Below are 21435 nucleotides of genomic sequence, written 5' to 3'. Positions count from 1 at the left end.
ACAACCCCGATGGAGATTTCCATGGCCCTGCCCCTACCCCGCCTTCGCCTTGCAACCCTTGCCCTGATCGGTTTCGGCTATTCCGCAACCGCCTTGCCGGCCCTCGCCTTCGAGGCGGGAACCCAGTGGATCCAGATCAATCCGTCGCACCGAACCCAGCCCGAGAGGGTGCTGATCACCTATCCAGCAAAGGCCGACGGCGACCCTTATACGCTCGGTGCCGATGCTCTGTGGGTCGGCGTGCCTGCTCGCCGCAATGCCACGCCTGTGCAGGAGAAGTTTCCGCTGGTCATTCTGAGCCATGGCTCGGGCGGCAATGCAGCGGGGCTGGGCTGGCTTTCGACAGAACTCGCGCGCAACGGCTTCATCGTTGCGGCACCCAATCATATCCATTCGACCTCAGGCGATTCCATTCCGGTGGAAAGCTTCAAGATCTGGGAGCGGGCACAGGATGTTTCAGCCCTGATCGATACACTGACGACGAGCGCCACCTGGAGCGCGCTTGTCGACAAGGAGCGGATCGGCGGCATCGGCTTTTCGCTTGGGGGCAACACAATGATGCTGACCGCCGGTGTCCGCGCGTCGCTTCAGACCTTTGTCACCCATTGCGCGGAGGCAGGCGGCAGGGATGCGGGCTGCAACTGGTTTCAGAAGGGCGGGGTGGATTTTTCCCAAGTCGATCGGGAGGCATTCGAAGGTGGTTATGGCGACAAGCGCGTTTCAGCGGTGATTGCGGTCGATCCGGGTTTTGCCATGGCTTACCAGAACGAAAGTCTTGCCGGCATCGATAGACCAATGCTTTTCATCAACCTCGGCGAAGGCGACGGCATCATGTCCGGCACCAACGCCCAGTCGCTGACGGTCGATATTCCGGAGGCCAACTACGCGCTAGTTCCCGGCGCAAACCATTTCTCGTTCCTGAGCATCTGCAACGCGAATGGAGCAGAATTGCTGAAGCAGTATGAGGATGATCCGGTTTGCGATGAGGTGAGCGACATCCCACGCGAAAAGCTGCATCAGCAGATCTTCTTCAATATTGCCGTCTTTCTTCGCAGAACGCTGCTGGAACGCTAAGCGCTCAGCCGACGGCAGGACGGAGGCCTTCCGACAGGGCCTCCTTCACCGCGAGTTCCGCCATGGCGAGCGTTGCTTCACGGGTTCTGGCGGCGGCGATAAAGCGGCCGTTGTGGCAGAAGGTAGCGCCTTCGACGCCGGATGCGGCTTCCAGGTCTGCATTGGTGAGGCCGGCCCATGCGGCGGGGAGATCGGCGCGCAGTTCGAAACCGTCATCGGCACGGCGGATGCCGGTGACGCACCAGTCCTTGTCGCGCGGGTGGACGACGAAGAGAAGCTGATCGGCGCCAGCCTTCAGGATGGCGGGGCGGAACGGCATGCCCATCGGCAATTCGAGGATGCGACCCTCGCCGGCCTTGGCAATGGCGTCCAGAACCAGCGTCTCTGCCCGCAGCTTTGCGGCGCGCTGCGAAATACCGGCTTCGACAAAGGCGCGGGCAATGACAAGCGCTGCATGGAAGGCGCGATCATCGGCGCCTTCGTCCTTTTCGTCGAAGGCGGGCTTCAGGGTTTCGAGAAGCGACGGCAGTGTCAGGCCGGCCATCGGACCTGCGACCGAGGGGCTGAGCGCGCCATTATCCATCAGGTCGATCGGCAGCACGAACTTGGTGTCGAAGGCTGCATGCAGCGCCTCGACATGGGCTTCCGGTACGCCGAAGGCGAGCAGGTAATCGCGGCCGTAGTGCTTCCAGATCAGGCCGAAGGAACTGAACGGCGCGCCGTCATCGCGCAAGGGCGCACCGCGCTGGTGATGATCGAAAATCTGCGCCTGCGCGTCGAAGGAGCCGCCGACGTCGTAGATGATGCGGTCGCCACCCGGCGTGATCCATTCGGGCGCCCGGCTGCGGACGATGCGTGCATCGGTGAACAGCCGCGTCAGGATGACACTGGACAGGAGTTCGTCGGCATGGAAGCCACCGGAATGGGTGACGAGATAATCTGGAGTCATGCCGCGATCAGCCTTTTCTTTCAATGGAAAGAATCAGATAGCCGGAGCGGAGGGCCTTCTCAAGCGCTGAGGTGTGGTTTCGGGAGAATGCGTCAGGAAATTGCAGTAATTTCGAGTTCATGACCGTTTACAGTCACGACATCGCCGACCGACTTGCCCAGAAGCGCACTTGCAACGGGAGAAACGTAGGAGATCGAACCTTCCTTCGGATCGGCCTCATCCTCGCCGACGATGCGATAAGCCTGCTCGCGGCCGTCGTCACGGCTGAAGCGCACCGTGTTGCCGAAGGCGACGACTTCAGTCGAAACCGGTGCAGGCACTAGCTGAGCGCTGTGCAGCCTCTCGGCGAAGTAGCGGAGGTCGCGCGCGGGACCTGCGGCCTGGCGGCGGCGCTCGTTGACGTCCTCAACCGTGTTGGCCGCGTCAAAAGCCTCCTTTGCGGTACGAAGCTGCGCCTCTAGCGCCTTCAGGCCGGCCTCGGTGACGAGGTTGGGATGCGACGAGATAGGCCTGTCCGGCAGCTGGGTTTCCGCTGCGGTTTCGGCACTTTCTTCCTTCACGAAGGCGACGCTCACGTGCGTGTTCCTTTCAACTGAGATGCGGCCTTACTTGGCCGCAAGTTGTTTCTTCAACGCATATAGGGCGTCGAGCGCATCGCGCGGGCTCATTTCGTCCGGATTGATGGCTTTCAGCGTTTCCTCGACCTTTGACGGACCGCGCTTCATCTCATCTTTTCTCACCGCCACCTGGAACAGCGGCAGATCGTCGATGAGCTGGCTTGCGGGGTTCTTGCGATCGCTGTCCTCAAGCTTGGTCAGCACATCTCGGGCACGGGCGACAACGCTGTCGGGCAGGCCGGCAAGCCGTGCGACCTGGATGCCGTAGGAGCGATCGGCCGCCCCGGGTCCGACTTCATGCAGAAAAATGACCTCGCCGTCCCATTCCTTGACCTTCATCGTGGCATTGGAAAGGCGGTTCAGCTTTTCAGACAGAACGGTGAGTTCGTGGAAATGGGTGGCAAACAGCCCGCGGCAGCGGTTGCTTTCGTGCAGGTGCTCGACTGCGGCCCAAGCGATCGACAGGCCGTCGAAGGTTGCCGTGCCGCGGCCGATCTCATCGAGGATGACCAGCGAACGGTCCGTCGCCTGGTTGAGGATCGCTGCCGTTTCGACCATTTCGACCATGAAGGTGGAACGGCCGCGGGCAAGATCGTCGGAGGCGCCGACGCGGGAAAACAGGCGGTCGACGATGCCGATATGGGCGGACGCGGCAGGAACGAAGGACCCCATCTGAGCGAGGATGGCAATCAGCGCGTTCTGCCGCAGAAACGTCGATTTACCGCCCATGTTGGGGCCGGTCAGAAGCCAGAGGGCACCGAACTCGTCGGTTCCGGCGGGCGAGAGGTCGCATTCGTTGGCGATGAACGGTCCTGACGACTGACGGCGCAGAGCCTGCTCGACCACCGGATGGCGGCCGCCTTCGATCGCGAACATGCGGGACGCATCGACGGCCGGGCGGCGGTAGTCCCACTCCTCGGCGAGCATCGCAAGACCGGCTGCAACATCCACGATGGCAAGCGCGCGGGCGCCGGCCTTGATCGCTTCGGCTTCGGCGGTCACGGCCTCGACCATGAGACGGAAGGCTTCGAGCTCGATCGTTAGCGCCCGGTCGGCGGCGTTGGCGATGCGGCTTTCGAGATCGGCCAGCTCTGTTGTGGTGAAGCGCATCGCATTCGCCATGGTCTGGCGGTGGATGAAGCGCGCCTTGGCTTCCGGCGTATCGGTCATCGGGCCGGCATTTCCGGCGGTCACCTCGATGAAATAGCCGAGCACGTTGTTGTGCTTGATCTTGAGCGACTTAATACCGGTCTCTTCGGCATATTGCAGCTGCAGCCCGGCGATGACCTTGCGCGACTGATCGCGCAGTGCGCGGACCTCGTCCAGCTCGGCACGTGCACCGTCCGCGAGGAAGCCGCCATCGCGCTTGAGGAGCGGAAGGTCTTGCGCAAGCGTGGTGCCAAGCAGGGTTTCGAGTTCTCCCGGCAGCATCTTCAGATCATCGAGAGCCTCCGACAGTTCCTGCGGCAGCATTGCGCCATCGAGGAAGCTTGCAACGCCACGCGCCGCTTCGAGACCTGCAAGGATCGCACCGAGATCCCGCGGGCCGCCGCGATCGAGCGCCAGACGCGACAGGGCGCGCGGCATATCCGGCACATGTTTCAGCGAGGAGCGCAGATCCGAGCAGAGGCCGGGCTCGTCACGGAGGAAGGAGACGGAATCGAGCCTTCGGTTGATGCGGTCGGGATCCGTCAGCGGCGACATCAGCCGTTCGGCAAGAAGCCTTGCACCGCCGCCGGTAACGGTTCGGTCGATCGCCTTCAGGAGCGTGCCTTCGCGCTCGCCCGAGAGCGTTTTCGTCAGTTCCAGATTGCCGCGAGTGGCGGGGTCGATGAAGAGCGTCGAGGCGCCGCTTTCGCGCTCTGGCCTCCCGAGCGGCGGGCGCTCCGCCATCTGGGTCTTTTCCACATAGGCGATGGCAGCCGCCGCCGCTGCCATTTCAGCGCGCGAAAACGTGCCGAAGCCATCCAGCGTGCCGACGCCGAAATAGCGCGCGATGCGGCCTTCCGACGTGGCGCTGTCGAACAGGACCGAAGGCTGCGGCACAGCGACGCGGCCAAGCACGTCGAAGACCGGCTTCAGTTCCGCATCGTGGAACATCGTATCCGGCATGATCAGTTCGCGCGGCTCGATCCGCAGGATATCGGCGAGCAGGCGCGAGGGCTCGGTTTCCGCCAGCCGGAAGACGCCGGTGGAGATATCGATCCAGGCAAGCGCCATCAGCGGTTCGGCGGCGCCCTTGATGCGGGCAAGCGTCATCAGGTAGTTGGATTCCGAGGCGACGAGCAGCTTCTCCTCGGTGATCGTGCCGGGCGTGACGAGACGCACGACATCGCGTTTGACGACCGATTTGGAGCCGCGCTTCTTCGCTTCCGCCGGATCTTCCACCTGTTCGCAGACGGCGACGCGAAAGCCGAGCATGATCAGCCGCTGCAGATAGTCATCCGCTGCATGAACAGGCACGCCGCACATCGGAATGTCCTGTCCCATATGCTGGCCGCGCCTCGTCAGCGTGATGCCGAGAGCCCGCGAGGCATCGATCGCATCCTCGAAGAACAGCTCGTAGAAATCGCCCATGCGATAGAACAGAAGCGATCCGGGATTGTTGGCCTTGATCTCGATGAACTGTTCCATCATCGGCGTTGCCGACGCGCGGCTTTCCTCCGAAGCCAGCTGGTCGGTCGTCAGGGCATCGAGCGTAGGTCTTTGAAAATGGGTCACGGCACCAATGTTTGTTGCGCAGATTTATTGTTGCGTCTGGAAAGAGGCGACACTATCGGTGATGACCCTTGAATTACAACATCCCCCGCGACCTCGAGGGGCGCTGCCCACAAAAAGCTGGAGAGGCCAATGCCCGCAAACGACAAGACGCCGGAAAAGAACACGCGCAACAGAGCGTCGGTGACCGAGCAGGAAGCGCTGGATTTCCACTCGCAGGGCCGTCCCGGCAAGCTCGAGATCACCCCGACAAAGCCGATGGCGACGCAGCGCGACCTTTCGCTGGCCTATTCGCCTGGCGTCGCCGTGCCGGTTCTGGCGATCGCCGCCGACCCTTCCAAGGCCTATGACTACACGACGCGCGGCAACATGGTGGCCGTGATTTCCAACGGCACGGCAATCCTTGGTCTCGGCAATCTCGGTGCACTGGCATCAAAGCCTGTCATGGAAGGCAAGTCCGTCCTGTTCAAGCGGTTTGCCGATGTGGACAGTATCGATCTCGAGGTCGATACGGAAAACGTAGACGAATTCATCAACTGCGTGCGCTACCTCGGCCCGTCCTTCGGCGGCATCAACCTTGAGGACATCAAGGCGCCGGAATGCTTCATCATCGAGAGCCGTCTGCGCGAACTGATGGACATCCCGGTTTTCCATGACGACCAGCACGGTACGGCGATCATCGCCGCCGCCGGTCTCATCAACGCGCTGGAACTCACCGGCCGCGACCTCAAGACGACGAAGCTGGTTTGCAATGGCGCCGGTGCTGCCGCGATCGCCTGTATCGAGCTGATCAAGGCGATGGGCTTCAACCCTGCCAACATCATCCTCTGCGACACCAAGGGCGTGATCTACCAGGGTCGCACCGAGGGTATGAACCAGTGGAAGAGCGCCCACGCCGTCAAGTCCGACAGCCGGACGCTGGAAGAGGCCATGAAGGGTGCCGACGTGGTGTTCGGTCTTTCCCAGAAGGGTGCGTTTACCGAAGCGATGATCCGCTCGATGGCGGACAAGCCGATCATTTTCGCGATGGCCAATCCCGATCCGGAAATCACGCCGGAAGAAGTGGCGCGGATCCGCGACGACGCGATCATGGCGACCGGCCGCTCGGACTATCCGAACCAGGTCAACAACGTGCTGGGCTTTCCCTACATCTTCCGCGGTGCGCTCGATGTGCGAGCCCGCCAGATCAACGATGCGATGAAGATTGCCGCCGCGCAGGCGCTGGCCGATCTTGCCCGAGAGGACGTGCCTGATGACGTGGCTGCCGCCTACCAGGGCAACCGCCCGCGTTTCGGGCCGCAATACATCATTCCCGTGCCGTTCGATCCGCGGCTGATCTCGGCCATTCCCGTCGCCGTTGCCAGAGCTGCAATGGAAAGCGGAGCAGCGCGTCGCGACATCACCGACCTTGACGCCTATGGTCGCGAGCTTTCCGCCCGCCGCGACCCGATCGCTGCAACGACGCAAGGTATCTACGACCGGGTTCGCCGCTTCCCCAAGCGCGTGGTGTTTGCCGAAGCCGAAGAAGAGCAGGTCATGCGGGCCGCGATCTCGTTCTGCAGCCAGGGTCTCGGCACCGCCATCCTGCTCGGCCGCGACGATGTGATCCGCGAGACGGCGGAAAAGGCCGGTATCGACCTCGAACGCCCCGGCATCGAGATCATCAACGCGCGCATTTCCAAGCGCGTCGATACCTATATCGACTTCCTCTACGCCCGCCTGCAGCGCCAGGGCCTGCTTCTGCGTGACGTGCAGCGGCTGATCCACCACGACCGTAATCATTTTGCCGCGACCATGGTGGCCGTAGGCGACGCGGATGCGATGGTAACCGGCACGACGCGCAATTATGCGACCGCTCTTTCCGACGTGCGCCGCTGCATCGACGACAAGCCCGGACACAAGGTGATCGGCGTGTCGATCGTTGTGGCCCGCGGCCGGACGATCTTCGTGGCGGATACCGCCGTGCACGACATGCCGACTGCCGAGCAGATCGCCGACATCGCCGTGGAAGCCGCACGCGTCGCCAAGCGCATGGGCTACGAGCCCCGCGTGGCGCTGCTTGCCTATTCCACCTTCGGCCAGCCAATCGGCGAGCGCTCCGAGCGTGTCCGCGAGGCGGTGAAGATCCTCGACGGGCGCCGGGTGGATTTCGAGTATGACGGCGAGATGGGTGCCGATGTGGCGCTCAATGCCAGCCGCATGGAGCAGTATCCGTTCTGCCGCCTCTCGGGCACCGCCAACGTGCTTGTCATGCCGGCCATTCATTCGGCCTCGATCGCCACCCGCATGCTGCAGGAGATCGGCGCATCGACGCTGATCGGGCCGCTTCTTGTCGGTTTGGATAAATCGGTGCAGATCACCCAGATGGGCGCGAAGGACTCCGAAATCGTCAACATGGCGGCGATTGCGGCCTATAACGCGGGGTCCTGAGAGACCCCGCGCCGACGCTTTTGTTGAAAGCTTCAGCCGATCGGATTAGGGTGTTTCATCTGGTCCGATCGGAGTTCCCGTTTCATGAAGACCGTCAGCATTCAGGAAGCCGAAGAAAACCTGTCGCAGCTTGTCGATGAAGCCGCGAACGGGGAACCGTTCGTGATCGCCAGGGCGGGCAAGCCGCTGGTGACGGTGGTTGCTGTCGATGAGGCGGCCGCACCCGAGGTGACCGGGCCCAGGAAACGGCGGATCGGATTCCTTAAAGGTCAGTTCTTCATTCCGGAAGACATGGATAAGGCGCTGGACGAAGAGATCGAGGATCTGTTCTACGGCGCACGCGATTGAGGCTGTTGCCGGATTCCCATCTTCTGATCTGGCTTGTCGCCGCGTCCGAACGCTTGCCATCCTCGGTGCACGACATGGTGGGTCGCTACTGCGGACCGACCAGGCTCCAAATCTAGAGCGCTCTAGTTCGCGAAGCGACCGGCGTCGGCGCCGAAGTAGTTGATGTAGCGGCCGGAGATCGAGGCGATCGGCAGCACGATCAGCACATCCGTGGTGTTGAAGGCCTGATCGACGACGGCACCCTTTCCGATCATGGCGCCGAGGCGAAGGTAGCCCTTGACCAGCGGTGGCATGGCGGACAGCGCCTGGCGCGGATTGATCGCCTCGACAGGCATCAGATCCATGTTGCGATTGAGATCAGGCAATGCGTGGACCATCCACTCGTCCTTCACCAGCGCATTGTGATGCAGGAAGGACAGCGCCAGCGCGTGTTCTTCCGGACGCACGCCGGGGAAAGAGGCGCAGCCGAACATGGCATTGACACCATGCTTCAGCGCATAGGCCCAGTTGCCCTGCCAGAGCAGTTCGACGGTGCGTTTGGTGCGGTAGTCGGGCAGCACGCAGGAGCGGCCGAGTTCCATGAACTGCTTGTCCGGATGGCGGGCGAGAAGTGGCGCGATATCGAACTCGGACGTCGAATAAAACCCGCCATTCGCCTCAGCGACGCTCTGGCGCAGAAGCCGGTAGGTTCCGACGATCTGGTCTTCGATTTCACCGTCTATCGCGTTGTCGACGACAAGCAGATGGTCGCAGATCGCATCGTAGCTATCGATATCCCGTCGAAGCCGCATCGCCTCGGGCTCAATCGTGGCGCCCATCTCCTCGACGAAGACGCGGTAGCGCACGGCCTGGGCGGCATCGATTTCGCGCAGGTTGCGGGCAAGCCGCGTTTCCAGCGTGCCGATGCGGCCGAACACATCGCTACCAACGCGGCTATTTGCCGGATCAGCAGCCGGGGCCTGCTTTGTCTCAGAGGTCAATGTGCGGTTCAGGAGTTCGATAGCCATGGTGATTCTTCCCGTACCGGTTGGATCACCCGCGTTTAAACATGCATCTGCAACAAGAGCGTGACAGATATCGTCACAATAGGAAGTGGTGCAAGGCCCGTCAACGCGACTGTCAGGACGTGCTGGAAGCCTGCGCAAAAAGACGCAATTCCTCAATCAGAACAGCCGGATCGAGCGGCTTCTGAAGCACTTTGCAGGCGCCCTGATCGATGACTTTGCGCCGCGCCTCGCCGCGGCTTTCGGCTGTCAGCACCATGACGGGGACCGGCTGCAGCGCGGTTCTGGAGGCGGCAGAGATGAGATCCATGATGTTGCCGCCGGGCATATGCATGTCGCAGAGAACGACATCCGGGCGGTTTTCGCCAAGGGCTTCGATGAGACTTCCGAAATCCTCCACGGAACGAACCGTGTGCCCTGCCTTGCGCAGAACCGCGGCGACCAGAAGCCCACTGACGGGATCGTCTTCTCCGAGAAGAATATCGAGGGCCGGGCCGGCTTCCCGCTTGCGATCGACCGAGTTTGAATTTTCAGGAGCCGGCACGTCCATTACCGGGCGGTCGCGGGCGCCAAAACCACGCATGCGGCCACTGAGGACATCGACCAGCGATTTTTCGCGCAGCGGCCGGATCAGCCAGGCATCGAAATATTCCTGGGGTTGCGACGCCCTTTCCTCCGGATTGACCAGCAGAATACGGTGCAGCGGCGCGTGCGACGGTTCCCACGCGTAGTCGGAGGCCAGTCGGTGATCGACGATGAGATCGGTATAGGGCGAGCCTGTCGCTTTGGCCCGATCGATCAACAGCTGCACCTGGGCGGGATCGGACACATGCCTCCCACGGCCGCCGAGTGTTTCGATGCTGGAAACGGTCGCAAAGGCGGCCGGACCATCTGGCGCGAGCAGAAGCACGCGAGAGCCAAACAGCGAGCGGTTGCGAACGGCAGCACCGGCCGGCGCATCCTCGGCAAGACGCATGGGATAGCGGATGGTGAAGACGCTGCCATTGCCCTTGCGGCTGGAGACCGACAGCGAGCCGCCGAATTCGGCCAGGATGCGCGAGGCGATGCCGAGGCCGAGACCTGTGCCGCCGCTGCGCGTTTCCGCTGATCCTGCCTGTTCGAACGCACCGAAGATTCGGGTCTGCTCTTCCTCGGTCATGCCAGGGCCGGTATCGGCAACAGAAATCGCCACGGTCTCGTTCTCGATGAAGGCTCGAACCAGCACGCCGCCTGTGGTCGTGAACTTGACGGCGTTGCCGATGACGTTGAACAGAACCTGGCGAATGCGGGCAGGATCGAAGTCGAGAAGCTCCGGCACGGCGGCGGATACGGTGGCGGCGATCTCGATCCGTTTGCCATGGGCGCGGGGCGCGAGCATTTCCACGACACCTTCGATCAGTTGGCGTAGATCCGCTGCACGGTTGTTGAGACGGAACCGGCCGGCCTCCATCGTGGAATGATCCAGCAGATCTTCGACCAGTTGAGCCAGGGCGTAGCCGGACTGGCGGATACCGCTCAAGTAATTCTGCTGCTCCGCCGTCAGCTTCGTCTGACCCAAGAGGTGGGTCATCCCAAGAATGCCGTTCAGTGGCGTTCGTAGCTCATGGACGACGTTGGCGATCTGCGGAGAGCCCGAGACGTCGGCAGCAATGGCCTGTGGGCGGCGCCATTTGAGGATTTTTGTGAAGAGTGCGCGAAGAGCGCCTGGATGTCTCTGGACGTTCGCCGCGACCGGCTGCTCCGGCGTGCGGGGCACTCCATTCCATGCGGCGTCGTCAGACCCGTCCTTCGGCGCGAGCGACGTGAAGGCCTGTGAGATACGGTTCTGTATTTCGGCGATGTCGCGCATGCGGAAAGACTACCTGAGGTTTCCTTCCGAATTCTTAGAGCAATCCGGTAAAATTATGCCGAACGTCTAATTTCGCATTTTCCGCCGAGAAAAATTACTTCTGCTCATCTACGGATGCGGCTGCCTTCGGTCCGAACAACTCATCGGCAATGACCAGACCTGCGCCGACGGTGATGAAACTGTCCGCGAGATTGAACACGGCAAACGACCAGGTGGCGGTGTAAAACAGGATGTAATCCACCACGTGCCCGTAAACGATGCCATCGATCAGATTGCCGATCGCGCCAGCGATGATCATCGCATAGCCGAGATGGGCAAACGGCCGGTCCTTGGGCGTGCGGCGCCAGAGCCACAGCACGAAGGCGACGATGACAAGGCGCATGCCGATGATGAACTCGCGCTCCATGCCGGACAGAAGCGAGAAGGCTACGCCCATATTATAGGTGCGGTAGAGCGCCAAAAACGGAATGACCGGCACCATCTGCTCCAGCGGCAGCGAATTTTCGACGGCGATCTTGATCGCCTGGTCGAGCAGCACGGCAATGATGATGAAGATGACCGCACTGATGGGTCGAGACAGGAGACCAACGCGGGCGGTCATTATTTATCCTCCAGCGTCAGCAGATGGCGGCGGGCTTCAAACAGCATGACTGCCGTCGCGACCGCGAGATTGAGCGAGTCCGCCCTGCCCTGCTGCGGAATTTTGACTGTGCGATCGGCGGCGCGGGCAAGGCTGTCCGGCAGGCCGGACTGCTCGTTGCCCATCAGGAGAACGACCGGTTTGCGGGTATAGTCCGCCGTGCGATAATCGGTGGCGCCGGCCAGATGGGTGGCGATGACGCTGACGCCCGCTCCCTTTTGCCAGTTCAGGAATTCTTCCGCCGAGCAGCGGATGACCGGCATCGCAAAAATCGAGCCCATCGTGGCGCGCACGGTTTCCAGCGAGAACGGGTCGGTGCTTTCCCCGACCAGAAGCACGGCGGAGGCGCCAGCGGCATCGGCCGTGCGGATGATCGTGCCGAGATTGCCCGGATCGCGGACGCGGTCGAGCGCGACAAATGTCTGGTCGCTCTGCGGCCTCAGATCGGCAAGCCGCGCCCAGCGCTGCTCGAAAATGCCGACCACCATCTGCGGATTGTCGCGGCGCGTGATCGAGGACAGAACCTTTTCGCTGACTTCGAGCACGAGCCCGCCATCTGCCACGGTCTTTGCCGCGACCTGCTCGACCAGCGGCTTGGCCTTGGCAGCCTTGGCATAGACGAGCGTGCGGATTGTCCAGCCCAGTTCCAGCGCATCGATGACCAGTTTCAGCCCTTCCGCCATGAAGGCACCGGCTTCTTCCCGGTGCTTCTTGTCGGTGAGAAGCTTGATGTCCTTGATGATGGGGTTGGCGAGCGAGGTGACTTCTTTTACCTGCCCGACGCGCCGTGGCCCGTTTCTGTGAAAATTATCGCTCATGCGGGTACCCAACGGCTGAAAAGAGAGGTGGAAAGCGCGCGGCCATGGACTTTGCCGTCGAGGCCCGCTTCCCGGATGACGAGTTCGCCCGATTCCACCACGCCATCTGCGCCGCGCATGGTTTCGCGCATCAGTTCATGGATGGAATAGAAGCTGGCGCGGATCGAATAGGCTGTTAGCACCAGGCCGACGGCCTTGGGCGACAGGAGCTGCCGGCAGACATCGAGCATCAGCGGCAAATGATCGAACAGATGCCAGACCTCGCCATTTGGACCGCGGCCGAATTTCGGCGGATCGGTGAGGATGATATCGTAGGTGTTGCCGCGGCGTTCCTCGCGCAGGATAAACTTCATCGCGTCTTCGCAGATCCAGCGGATCGGTGCCTTTTCGAGACGCGACAAGGACTGGTTCTCGCGGCCCCAGCCGATCGCTTTTTTCGACGCATCGACATGGGTGACCTCGGCACCGGCGGCAGCCGCCACCAGCGAGGCGACACCCGTATAGCCGAACAGGTTGAGCACTTTCAGCGTGCGCCCGGCCTTGGCGGCTTCCTCGACGCGTTCCTTCATCCACTCCCAGTGGACGATCTGTTCCGGAAACACGCCGACATGGCGAAATGCGGTGAAGCGGCCGTGGAAATCGATGCCGAGAAGGGCGAGAGGCCAGGTTTCGCCGAGCACCTGCACCGGAAAGCGCCAGCGGCCCATCCCATCTTCATCCGTGTCGCCGGTGAAGATCGCGTCGGCATTTTCCCAGATATCGTCGGCAAGCGTCGGCTGCCACAGGGCCTGAGCTTCCGGGCGCACGACCCGGTAATCGCCGTATTGCTCTAGCTTCAGGCCGCGGCCGGTGTCGATCAGGTGGAAATCACCCGCACCCGACGATTCGAGAATGATCGGCACGCGTTCGGCTGGCAGATCGCCGCTGCGGGCAAGAAGCGGACGTGTTTCGACCGGCGCATGGGGTTGTGCCTGCGGTCTGTCTGGCCGGCGCGACTGGGTGGTTTGGGCTTCGGCCCGACCTTCCGAGCGCGCAGCCTGGGGGCCGATCGACCTGCTGCGGGTTGCGGCAACGGCCGGACGGCTGCCAGCTTCGCTGCGGCGCTTGTCCGGGCTTTTTGCAGGCGACTTGGCCGCGCCCTTGGCTGCTGGCTTCTCCGGGCGCTTGCCGGTCGGCCGCCTTTCCTTGTTCTTCACTGCGATCATCCGCTCGGGTTCTTGTCTTTCGCAGCAGATAGCATCTGTGCCGCGTTCTTCAAAGCCGGCAATAGCGTCAGATCTGTTTTCGCTCGCTTCGACGCCTATCTAATCAGCGAAACGGGAGATCGAGATGGATATCGAAGGGCAGGAACGGATCGCGGCGCCGCGGGATATCGTGTGGCGCGCGCTGAACGATGCCGAAACCATCCGCCAGTGCATTCCCGGTTGCGAGCGGCTGGAGTGGATTTCGGACAACGAACTTGCCGCCAGTATCAAGGTTCGCTTTAGCCTGATCTCGCTCGGCCTTGCCGGCACGATCACGCTTTCGAACATCGATGCGGGAGAAAGCTACACGCTCTCCGCCGAGGGTCAGGGAAGCATTGCGGGCTTTGCCAAGGGCGCGGCTGACGTGCGGCTTGAGGAAGACGGGACTGAGACCGTGCTGCATTACATCGCGCGTGCGCAAACCGGAGGACGGATCTCGCAGCTCGGATCCAAGCTCGTGCGGTCGACAACCGAGAAGCTGGCAGCAAAGTTCTTTGCGGATTTCAACGCAGCGGTCATCGCCAAGACAGCGGAGGCCAGAACCGAGGGGGTCTGACCGCGGGTCGTCATCTGGCTGGAAGCGCAGCGTTGCTGGCCGGGGCGGGAACAACGGCCTGGTTGGCCGGAACGACTGACGGCGACGGCTTGACCGCGGCAGTGTTCTCCTTTTGCAGACGGACGGCCTCGCGCGCTTCGATCCGGGCCTGTCGGCGATGCTTGCCTTGGCTCCACCAGGTCACGAATGAGCCGAGCGCCATGCCGAACAGGACGGCCAGGAACAGCAGCAGAAACAGCGGCGCCGTCAGCGACAGGAGGCTGTCTTCCGGACGGAAGGGATTGAGCGCGAGCGTGACGCTTTGACGGTTGGCGACGGCCAGCACGATCAAAACGATGCCGAGGGGCACAAAGATCACGAGGCTCACGATCCTCTTGAACTTGGTCATGGTTTTCTCCCGGCAAGTGACAATCAAACGATGGATCGCCGTCATCGCTGCCGGCGTCCTGTGCAGAATAGAGGGCGGCGTCATGCTTTCAAGTGTGACGCCCGACCTTCGAGGCGATCAATCATCCTCGTCGGCAAGATCCGGGTTGAGGCGCTCGCGCAATTCCTTGCCCGTTTTGAAGAAGGGCACCCACTTCTCCTCGACAAAGACGCTTTCGCCTGTGCGCGGATTGCGCCCGGAGCGCGACGGACGGTTCTTTACCGAAAAGGCGCCGAAGCCACGCAGCTCGACCCGGTTTCCGCCGGCGAGAGCATCAGTGATCTCGTCGAGGACCGCATTGACGATATTCTCGACGTCACGATGGTAGAGATGCGGATTGCGCGCTGCAACGATCTGCACCAGTTCAGATTTGATCACTTCTGCCCCCTGAAAAAAGTTAGGTGCCCCCTGAAAAAATTAGGCTTTCAGTCGCTTCCAACCTGCCAAACGGAAACCAGACCGTCAAGGAACAACTTGTCGGAGCCGAAGATCCGAAGCGCTGCCGGGGAAAGCTGGTCGCCCAGTCCGGTCATGCGGAAAAACTGCGACACGGCACTGGCGAACCAGAATGAGGACGAGGACTTGCCATCCTTCCATTCCACTTCGGGCAGGCTTTTGGCAACGCCGCGGGTCTCCAGATAGGCGCGGACCTCGTCTTCGCCGCCGAGTTCATCGACCAGCTTGACGGCAAGCGCCTGACGGCCTGTGAAGATCGTACCGTCAGCGAGTTTCAGAACCTCATCGCGCGGCATGTTGCGGCGATCGGCCACGAGATCGACGAACCAAGCGTAGCTGTCCATCACCATATTGCGGATCATCGTCTTGGCTTCTTCGCTGGCAGGATGGAAGGGCGATGGCTCGGCCTTCAGCGGCGCCGACTTGATCTCCTCCAGCGACACGCCGATCTTTTTCAGCGCTTCATCGACCTGAGGGTACTGAAAGATGACGCCGATCGAGCCGGTGATGGAGCTTTCGCCGGCGACGATATGATCGCCAGCAGATGCAATCATGTAGCCGGCGGATGCGGCAAGGGTGCGGACCTGCGAGACGACGGGCTTGGTTTGCGCGATATGGCGGATGGCCTTGAAGATGCGCTCGCCGCCATAGGTCGTTCCGCCCGGAGAATTGATCGAGACGATGAGCGCTTTTGCCTGGCTGCTTTCGGCGATCTTCTCCAATCGCTCCAGCAATTCCCTGTCGTCGAGGATCATGCCTGAGATATCGACGCGGGCGACGTGCGCGACCGCGGAGTTGCCACTGGCGCCGACCGTGACCCGATACAGCGCGAAACCGATGCCGACGAGAAACACGAGGGCCGCAACCCGCCAGAAACTCAGTTTCCGACGCAACTGGCGCCGTTCAGCAATCCCCATCTGATCCATTCTCAATCCTCATAGCGAGCCAGCCCAAATAGGGTCCGGCTTTTTGTTTCAAGCGGGCATATCACGTTTTTATGTTGTCCATTATTGTTTGTTGAACGATAAAAACCATATTGAGGCCGCAGGTGAACAACTAGCGCCGCTTCCGTCGATCTCAACGCGGGCGGCCCAGTCATCTTTACGACAAATCTTGCCGGAAAGGACCGGACGAGCAGAATGCTGCAGCATATCCGCAACCCAGCCCTGGCCGGCGCTTCCCGTGCGATCGGGCAGTCGCCCGACGATATCTATCAGTCGGCACTTGCCCATTCCGCAAGGGTGCGCAAGCTCAAGATATTCCTGCCGATCAGTGCAGCCATCATCTCCGCCGCCTTTATCGGGGTGGCGATCGTGCGCGCCTATCTGCCGGAAAACCTGTCGATCGAAAGCGCGCGCATCGAGAATGGCAAGATCGTCATGGAACGGCCTGCGATTTCCGGCCGCAACAGCGACGGCATCAGCTATTCGATGATTGCCAACCGTGCATTGCAGGATATCCAGAACCCGAACATGATCAGCCTCGAAAACGTCAAGGCCGCCGTGCCGATCAATGATGAGGTCGTTGCCCGTGTCACGGCCGCCGGTGCCGACTTCGATCGTGGCGCCGACAAGCTGGATCTGACCAAACCATTCGACGTTAATTTATCCAACGGGATTACTGCGCGCTTCCAATCCGCCCGCCTCGATATACCGGGTGGATTGATGGATACGCCGGACCCGGTCAAAATCTCCATGGACGCGGGTTCCATTGTTGCGAACTCCCTGAAGATAACGGATAAGGGACACACAATCACCCTGATCGGCAAGGTTCAGGTCGACCTCGACCCTGCCCGCATCCGCAACCAAGGCAAATAGGGCACGGCCGCAATGACGAATCGACTCTTTCGTATCTCTTCCGCCGTGATGGCCACCGGACTCGTGTTCGGCCTTGCCTTCAGCGCGACCGCCCAGACCACCAGCAGCAAGATGGAAGGCTTGAAGCTTTCCAACGATGCGCCGATCCAGATCCAGAGCGACCAGCTGGAAATCAAGGATCAGGAAAAACGTGCCTTTTTCACCGGCAATGTGCAGGTGGTGCAGGGTACGACCACGATGAAGGCCGGCAAGATGACCGTGCTTTACAAAGGTGAAGGCGCTTCGGTGACCTCCGGCAGCACCGACATCGACAAGATCTTTCTCGACGACACCGTTTTCCTCACCTCGGGCACTCAGCAGGCGACCGCCGAAAAGGGCGAGTTCGACATGACCTCGCAGACCTTCGTGCTTTCCGGCAAGCAAGTCGTGCTTTCCGAAGGCGCCAACGTGTTTCGCGGCTGCAAGCTGACCGTGCAGATGGCGACCGGACAGGCGAAGCTCGATTCCTGCGGTGGCCGCGTGGAAATCATGCTCGACCCGAAGTCGCGACCTAAGCAATAGAAATCCAAGCCCTTGAAAATACCTTTCCTCTCCAACCGGTCCGCCGACCGGTCGCCCGTGACCGAACCTTTCATTGCACGCGACAAGGCGCGCTATGAGGGTACGCTGGTGGCGCATGGTCTTTCCAAGACCTATGACACGCGGCGCGTGGTGAACGGCGTATCGCTGGTCGTTCGCAAGGGCGAGGCTGTCGGCCTGCTCGGACCGAACGGCGCCGGCAAGACGACGTGTTTCTACATGATCACTGGGCTTGTGCCTGTCGATGAGGGCATGATTGCCATCAATGGCAACGAGGTGACGCATATGCCGATGTATCGGCGCGCGCGTCTCGGCGTCGGCTACCTGCCGCAGGAAGCCTCGATCTTTCGCGGACTGTCCGTCGAAGACAATATCCGGGCGGTTCTCGAAGTGCACGAACCGAACCGCGACAAGCGCGAAGCGAAGCTCGACGAGTTGCTGGAAGAATTCCACATCAGCCAGTTGCGCAAGTCCGCGGCTGTCGCGTTGTCGGGTGGCGAACGGCGTCGCCTCGAGATCGCCCGCGCGCTGGCGACCGACCCTGCCTTCATGCTGCTGGACGAGCCGTTTGCCGGTGTCGACCCGATTTCCGTTTCCGACATCCAGAACCTGGTTCGCCACTTGACGGCGCGCGGTATCGGGGTACTGATAACGGATCACAACGTCCGCGAAACGCTGGGTCTCATCGATCGCGCCTACATTATTCACGCAGGCGAAGTCCTGACGCATGGCAGGGCCGACGATATCGTCAACAATCCGGATGTTCGTCGTCTTTACCTTGGCGACAAGTTCAGCCTCTGAGGCCAGAAAGAATCCACTTTCCCGCTTCGTGCCGCTTGACCAAATCTATCAAAAAAGCAATTCTTGTGCCAGTTGAAGGATGGCACCGATAATCTCGGTGTCTTCCTCTCGACTATCGTGCGATGACCGCATGATTTTAAGGAGATCACGGGAGTTTCGCGTCCGCCATGGGGTTATCTGCCAGTCTTTTTCTGCGACAGAGCCAATCGCTGGTGATGACACCGCAGCTGATGCAGTCCATTCAGCTGCTGCAGATGACGCATTTTGAACTCAACCAGTTCATCGCCCAGGAAGTCGAGAAAAATCCGCTGCTCGAAATAGCGGCAGGCGACGGCGATGGTGATGCGGATTTAGGCGCGCTTGATCCCCGCGATCTGGAATTTTCCGGTTCGCGCGAGGATGACGGACAGTTCGAAGGCCAATCGGCGGCGCAAGCCGATGTCGGCTCCCTCGACTGGTATGAGAGCGCAACCCGCGACGGCACGGCCAAGCTTGGCGATCACCTCGATGCCAGCCTTGAAAACGTGTTTCCCGACGACGCACCGGCACAGCGGCCGGACGCGCCCGAACTTCTCGGCCAGTGGAAATCGATGCCCGGCGGCGATGCCGGCGAGGACTACGACCTCGACGATTTCGTTGCGGGTCAGGTGACCCTGCGCGATCATCTCGGACAACAGCTGCCTTTCGTGGTGACCACCCCGGGCGACCGGTTGATCGCCCAGGACCTGCTCGACCAGTTGGACGATGCCGGCTATTTCCAGGGCGACATCGAAGAGGTCGCGGCCCGTCTCGGCAAGGCGCCGGAGGCGGTAGAGGCCGTTCTCATTCAGCTGCAAACCTTCGATCCACCCGGGGTATTTTGCCGTAGCCTGAGCGAATGCCTGGCGATCCAGCTGCGCCAGAACGACCGGCTGGACCCGGCCATGGCAGCGCTGATCGATCACCTCGATCTTCTCGCCAAGCGTGACTTTGCGTCTCTGCGCAAGATCTGCGGCGTGGACGACGAAGATCTGATCGACATGATGGCTGAAATCCGCAAGCTCAACCCGAAGCCGGGTGCGGGCTTCGAGGGCGGGTTCTCGCAGTCTATCTCACCTGATGTCGTGGTCCGGCCATCGCTTGATGGTGGATGGAACGTCGAACTCAATCCCGATACCCTGCCGCGCGTTTTGGTCAACCAGACCTATTTCAACACGGTCTCCAAACACTGCCCGAAGAACGGCGAAGATCACAATTTTCTGTCGGACTGCATGCAGACGGCGAACTGGCTCGCCCGCAGCCTCGACCAGCGCGCCAAGACGATCATGAAAGTGGCAAGCGAGATCGTACGCCAGCAGGATGCCTTCCTGCTGCACGGCGTCGATCACCTGCGACCACTCAACCTGAAGACGGTGGCAGAGGCCATCAAGATGCACGAATCCACCGTCAGCCGCGTCACCTCCAACAAGTATGTGCTGACGCCACGCGGCCTGTTCGAACTGAAATACTTCTTCACAGTGTCGATCGGCTCGGCGGAAGAAGGTGGAGACACCCATTCGGCCGAATCGGTGCGGCATCGCATCCGATTGTTGATTTCTCAGGAGCTGCCGAGTGCCGTCCTGTCGGATGACGACATTGTCATCAGCCTCAAACAGGGCGGTGTCGAACTTGCGCGCCGGACGGTGGCGAAATATCGCGAGGCGATGAATATTCCGTCATCGGTGCAACGCAGGCGGGAAAAGCGCGCCATCGCGAAACTGGCAGCGTTCTAGCCTCACATATCGAGGGCAGTCATAGGCGACCCGGTATTCGCCACACGTGCCGCACAGATTGACATTCCGTTAATGGCAGTTTAGAGACCCGCCGCAACCTGACCGGGCGACACGGGATCTAAACCAATTCCCAAACCAATTTGGCCCTGCCATTCGTGAACCGCTTGGATCAAGAGGCCGGTTGGCGTAGACTGGAACATGCAAGTCACGACAATAAGGAGTAACTCCATGAGTGTGCGTGTATCCGGTAAACATATGGAAATCGGCGACTCGTTTCGACAGAAGATCGAGGACCACATCGGCGGTGCAGTGACCAAATACTTCGACGGGGGGTATTCGGGTCAGGTGATCGTCGAGAAGTCCGGCTCGCGTTTTTCGGCAGATTGCAAGGTGCATCTCGATACCGGGATCGTCCTGCATGCGGCCGGAGAAGCGAATGATCCACAGGCAAGTTTCGATGCTGCAGCGGAGCGGATCGAAAAACGCCTTCGTCGCTACAAGCGTCGACTGAAGGACCATCACGCCGGCAATCACGCGAACGGTTTTTCCGAAGTGGCTTACACGGTCATGGACCGGGTACCGGATGAAGAAGACGACGTGCCAGACGATTTCGCACCGACAATCGTTGCGGAAAGCACGAAGCAGTTGATGACCATGTCCGTTGCGACCGCCGTGATGGCGCTCGACATGACGGACGAACCGGTCCTGTTGTTCCGCAGCCCTGGAAAGGAGCTGAACATCGTGTACCGGCGCAATGACGGAAATATCGGTTGGATCGATTCCACCGGTATGAAGAACTAAAAACTCTCGGGAGAGCGCCTTTGGCGCTCTCTTCGCCCTTCGCGGCAAAAGGATGATAAGAATGGCTTTGGCGGATTTGCTGCAGCAAGATGCGATTGTTCCTGCCCTTAAAGTGACCTCCAAGAAGCAGCTTCTTCAGGAACTTGCTGTGAAAGCGGCCAAGCTGACGGGTGTTCCCGAGCGGGAGATCTTCGACGTCATCCTGCAACGGGAGCGGCTGGGGTCGACGGGCGTTGGCCACGGCATTGCCATCCCACATGGCAAGCTCAGCAGCATATCGTCCATCAAGGGCGTGTTCGCCCGCCTGGAATCGCCGATCGATTTCGAAGCGCTTGATGACGAGCCGGTCGATCTTGTGTTCCTGCTGCTCGCCCCAGAGGGCGCCGGCGCCGACCACCTGAAGGCGCTTTCGCGTATTGCCCGCGTATTGCGCGATCAGGATCTCGTCGCCAAGCTTCGCAAGACCGATTCCGCGTCGGCAATCTACGCCTTTCTGAATGCAGAACAGGCAAACCACGCCGCCTGAGGCGGCTCTATACTCCTTTTCTATAGAGTA

21 protein-coding genes are annotated in these 21435 nt (G+C 61.0%); 10 read left to right on the top strand and 11 right to left on the bottom strand.

What is annotated here, in order from left to right:
- Positions 1-21 precede the first annotated feature (21 nt).
- On the top strand, positions 22-1074 hold the full coding sequence (locus J3A65_RS19750) for a dienelactone hydrolase (protein WP_162238120.1): 1053 nt from the start codon (positions 22-24) through the stop codon (positions 1072-1074).
- A gap of 4 nt (positions 1075-1078) precedes the next feature.
- Here the strand turns inward: J3A65_RS19750 and J3A65_RS19745 are convergent, their stop codons facing one another.
- From J3A65_RS19745 to mutS, 3 genes are all read right to left on the bottom strand, one after another.
- Positions 1079-2023: an MYG1 family protein gene (locus J3A65_RS19745; RefSeq protein ID WP_209902962.1), complete on the bottom strand. Its 945-nt coding sequence runs from the start codon at positions 2021-2023 to the stop codon at positions 1079-1081.
- A 92-nt stretch (positions 2024-2115) separates the two neighbouring features.
- On the bottom strand, positions 2116-2598 hold the full coding sequence (gene greA / locus J3A65_RS19740) for a transcription elongation factor GreA (protein WP_062454013.1): 483 nt from the start codon (positions 2596-2598) through the stop codon (positions 2116-2118).
- 30 nt (positions 2599-2628) lie between these two features.
- Positions 2629-5277 carry a DNA mismatch repair protein MutS gene (gene mutS / locus J3A65_RS19735; RefSeq protein ID WP_209903635.1) on the bottom strand — a complete coding sequence of 883 codons (2649 nt, stop codon included), beginning with the start codon at positions 5275-5277 and terminating at the stop codon, positions 2629-2631.
- Between the two features lie 213 nt (positions 5278-5490).
- On the opposite strand from mutS, the gene J3A65_RS19730 reads away from it, so the two are divergent.
- Together J3A65_RS19730 and J3A65_RS19725 are read left to right on the top strand one after the other, a co-directional pair.
- Positions 5491-7788: an NADP-dependent malic enzyme gene (locus tag J3A65_RS19730; RefSeq protein WP_209902960.1), complete on the top strand. Its 2298-nt coding sequence runs from the start codon at positions 5491-5493 to the stop codon at positions 7786-7788.
- Between the two features lie 84 nt (positions 7789-7872).
- Positions 7873-8136: a type II toxin-antitoxin system prevent-host-death family antitoxin gene (locus tag J3A65_RS19725; protein ID WP_092663756.1), complete on the top strand. Its 264-nt coding sequence runs from the start codon at positions 7873-7875 to the stop codon at positions 8134-8136.
- 122 nt (positions 8137-8258) lie between these two features.
- Here the strand turns inward: J3A65_RS19725 and J3A65_RS19720 are convergent, their stop codons facing one another.
- From J3A65_RS19720 to J3A65_RS19700, 5 genes are all read right to left on the bottom strand, one after another.
- Positions 8259-9143, bottom strand: coding sequence for a GNAT family N-acetyltransferase (locus tag J3A65_RS19720; protein WP_209902958.1), 885 nt, complete (start codon positions 9141-9143; stop codon positions 8259-8261).
- Between the two features lie 112 nt (positions 9144-9255).
- Positions 9256-10989, bottom strand: coding sequence for an ATP-binding protein (locus J3A65_RS19715; protein WP_184654168.1), 1734 nt, complete (start codon positions 10987-10989; stop codon positions 9256-9258).
- 94 nt (positions 10990-11083) lie between these two features.
- Positions 11084-11590 (bottom strand): signal peptidase II, encoded by a 507-nt coding sequence (gene lspA, locus J3A65_RS19710; protein WP_209902956.1) that lies wholly within the window; start codon positions 11588-11590, stop codon positions 11084-11086.
- A complete protein-coding gene (locus J3A65_RS19705; RefSeq protein ID WP_209902954.1) occupies positions 11590-12447 on the bottom strand; it encodes an RNA methyltransferase in 858 nt (285 codons plus the stop codon). Before J3A65_RS19705 ends, lspA begins: the two co-directional genes overlap by 1 nt.
- Positions 12444-13652, bottom strand: a complete 1209-nt coding sequence (locus J3A65_RS19700; protein ID WP_245341593.1) for a class I SAM-dependent methyltransferase — start codon at positions 13650-13652, stop codon at positions 12444-12446. Before J3A65_RS19700 ends, J3A65_RS19705 begins: the two co-directional genes overlap by 4 nt.
- A gap of 124 nt (positions 13653-13776) precedes the next feature.
- On the opposite strand from J3A65_RS19700, the gene J3A65_RS19695 reads away from it, so the two are divergent.
- Entirely contained in the window at positions 13777-14247 is a 471-nt protein-coding gene (locus J3A65_RS19695; protein ID WP_209902951.1) for a carbon monoxide dehydrogenase subunit G, read from the top strand.
- A gap of 10 nt (positions 14248-14257) precedes the next feature.
- On the opposite strand, the gene J3A65_RS19690 is transcribed toward J3A65_RS19695, so the two are convergent.
- The 3 genes from J3A65_RS19690 to sppA form a co-directional block, all read right to left on the bottom strand.
- Positions 14258-14635, bottom strand: a complete 378-nt coding sequence (locus J3A65_RS19690; RefSeq protein ID WP_209903631.1) for a lipopolysaccharide assembly protein LapA domain-containing protein — start codon at positions 14633-14635, stop codon at positions 14258-14260.
- A 117-nt stretch (positions 14636-14752) separates the two neighbouring features.
- Positions 14753-15052 (bottom strand): integration host factor subunit beta, encoded by a 300-nt coding sequence (locus tag J3A65_RS19685; protein WP_062454023.1) that lies wholly within the window; start codon positions 15050-15052, stop codon positions 14753-14755.
- 47 nt (positions 15053-15099) lie between these two features.
- Complete coding sequence (gene sppA, locus J3A65_RS19680) at positions 15100-16056, bottom strand: signal peptide peptidase SppA (protein WP_092663766.1); 957 nt, start codon at positions 16054-16056, stop codon at positions 15100-15102.
- A 213-nt stretch (positions 16057-16269) separates the two neighbouring features.
- On the opposite strand from sppA, the gene lptC reads away from it, so the two are divergent.
- The 6 genes from lptC to ptsN all read left to right on the top strand — a co-directional run bounded on the left by lptC (position 16270) and on the right by ptsN (position 21405).
- On the top strand, positions 16270-16947 hold the full coding sequence (gene lptC, locus J3A65_RS19675; RefSeq protein WP_062578831.1) for an LPS export ABC transporter periplasmic protein LptC: 678 nt from the start codon (positions 16270-16272) through the stop codon (positions 16945-16947).
- 12 nt (positions 16948-16959) lie between these two features.
- The gene (locus J3A65_RS19670) at positions 16960-17508 is read left to right on the top strand and encodes an LptA/OstA family protein (RefSeq protein ID WP_062454026.1); all 549 of its coding nucleotides are present in this window, start codon (positions 16960-16962) and stop codon (positions 17506-17508) included.
- A gap of 57 nt (positions 17509-17565) precedes the next feature.
- Positions 17566-18327: an LPS export ABC transporter ATP-binding protein gene (gene lptB / locus J3A65_RS19665; RefSeq protein WP_062454922.1), complete on the top strand. Its 762-nt coding sequence runs from the start codon at positions 17566-17568 to the stop codon at positions 18325-18327.
- Positions 18328-18494: 167 nt separating this feature from the next.
- Positions 18495-20078 carry an RNA polymerase factor sigma-54 gene (rpoN, locus tag J3A65_RS19660; RefSeq protein WP_209902949.1) on the top strand — a complete coding sequence of 528 codons (1584 nt, stop codon included), beginning with the start codon at positions 18495-18497 and terminating at the stop codon, positions 20076-20078.
- A gap of 228 nt (positions 20079-20306) precedes the next feature.
- On the top strand, positions 20307-20879 hold the full coding sequence (raiA, locus tag J3A65_RS19655) for a ribosome-associated translation inhibitor RaiA (RefSeq protein WP_062454028.1): 573 nt from the start codon (positions 20307-20309) through the stop codon (positions 20877-20879).
- Positions 20880-20940: 61 nt separating this feature from the next.
- Positions 20941-21405: a PTS IIA-like nitrogen regulatory protein PtsN gene (ptsN, locus tag J3A65_RS19650; protein WP_062454029.1), complete on the top strand. Its 465-nt coding sequence runs from the start codon at positions 20941-20943 to the stop codon at positions 21403-21405.
- Positions 21406-21435 lie beyond the last annotated feature (30 nt).

This window comes from Rhizobium sp. PvP014 (assembly GCF_017876855.1).
Lineage (GTDB): Bacteria > Pseudomonadota > Alphaproteobacteria > Rhizobiales > Rhizobiaceae > Neorhizobium > Neorhizobium soli.
This window is presented reverse-complemented; position numbering and strand designations above follow the sequence as displayed.

Excerpts from the sequence above, each read along its gene's own strand:
- J3A65_RS19750 (WP_162238120.1), top strand. The coding sequence starts at position 22 with ATGGCCCTGCCCCTACCCCGCCTTCGCCTTGCAACCCTTGCCCTGATC.
- J3A65_RS19745 (WP_209902962.1), bottom strand. The coding sequence starts at position 2,023 with ATGACTCCAGATTATCTCGTCACCCATTCCGGTGGCTTCCATGCCGAC.
- mutS (WP_209903635.1), bottom strand. The coding sequence starts at position 5,277 with ATGATGGAACAGTTCATCGAGATCAAGGCCAACAATCCCGGATCGCTT.
- J3A65_RS19730 (WP_209902960.1), top strand. The coding sequence starts at position 5,491 with ATGCCCGCAAACGACAAGACGCCGGAAAAGAACACGCGCAACAGAGCG.
- J3A65_RS19725 (WP_092663756.1), top strand. The coding sequence starts at position 7,873 with ATGAAGACCGTCAGCATTCAGGAAGCCGAAGAAAACCTGTCGCAGCTT.
- J3A65_RS19720 (WP_209902958.1), bottom strand. The coding sequence starts at position 9,143 with ATGGCTATCGAACTCCTGAACCGCACATTGACCTCTGAGACAAAGCAG.
- J3A65_RS19715 (WP_184654168.1), bottom strand. The coding sequence starts at position 10,989 with ATGCGCGACATCGCCGAAATACAGAACCGTATCTCACAGGCCTTCACG.
- lspA (WP_209902956.1), bottom strand. The coding sequence starts at position 11,590 with ATGACCGCCCGCGTTGGTCTCCTGTCTCGACCCATCAGTGCGGTCATC.
- J3A65_RS19705 (WP_209902954.1), bottom strand. The coding sequence starts at position 12,447 with ATGAGCGATAATTTTCACAGAAACGGGCCACGGCGCGTCGGGCAGGTA.
- J3A65_RS19700 (WP_245341593.1), bottom strand. The coding sequence starts at position 13,652 with ATGATCGCAGTGAAGAACAAGGAAAGGCGGCCGACCGGCAAGCGCCCG.
- J3A65_RS19695 (WP_209902951.1), top strand. The coding sequence starts at position 13,777 with ATGGATATCGAAGGGCAGGAACGGATCGCGGCGCCGCGGGATATCGTG.
- J3A65_RS19690 (WP_209903631.1), bottom strand. The coding sequence starts at position 14,635 with ATGACCAAGTTCAAGAGGATCGTGAGCCTCGTGATCTTTGTGCCCCTC.
- sppA (WP_092663766.1), bottom strand. The coding sequence starts at position 16,056 with ATGGATCAGATGGGGATTGCTGAACGGCGCCAGTTGCGTCGGAAACTG.
- lptC (WP_062578831.1), top strand. The coding sequence starts at position 16,270 with ATGCTGCAGCATATCCGCAACCCAGCCCTGGCCGGCGCTTCCCGTGCG.
- J3A65_RS19670 (WP_062454026.1), top strand. The coding sequence starts at position 16,960 with ATGACGAATCGACTCTTTCGTATCTCTTCCGCCGTGATGGCCACCGGA.
- rpoN (WP_209902949.1), top strand. The coding sequence starts at position 18,495 with ATGGGGTTATCTGCCAGTCTTTTTCTGCGACAGAGCCAATCGCTGGTG.
- raiA (WP_062454028.1), top strand. The coding sequence starts at position 20,307 with ATGAGTGTGCGTGTATCCGGTAAACATATGGAAATCGGCGACTCGTTT.
- ptsN (WP_062454029.1), top strand. The coding sequence starts at position 20,941 with ATGGCTTTGGCGGATTTGCTGCAGCAAGATGCGATTGTTCCTGCCCTT.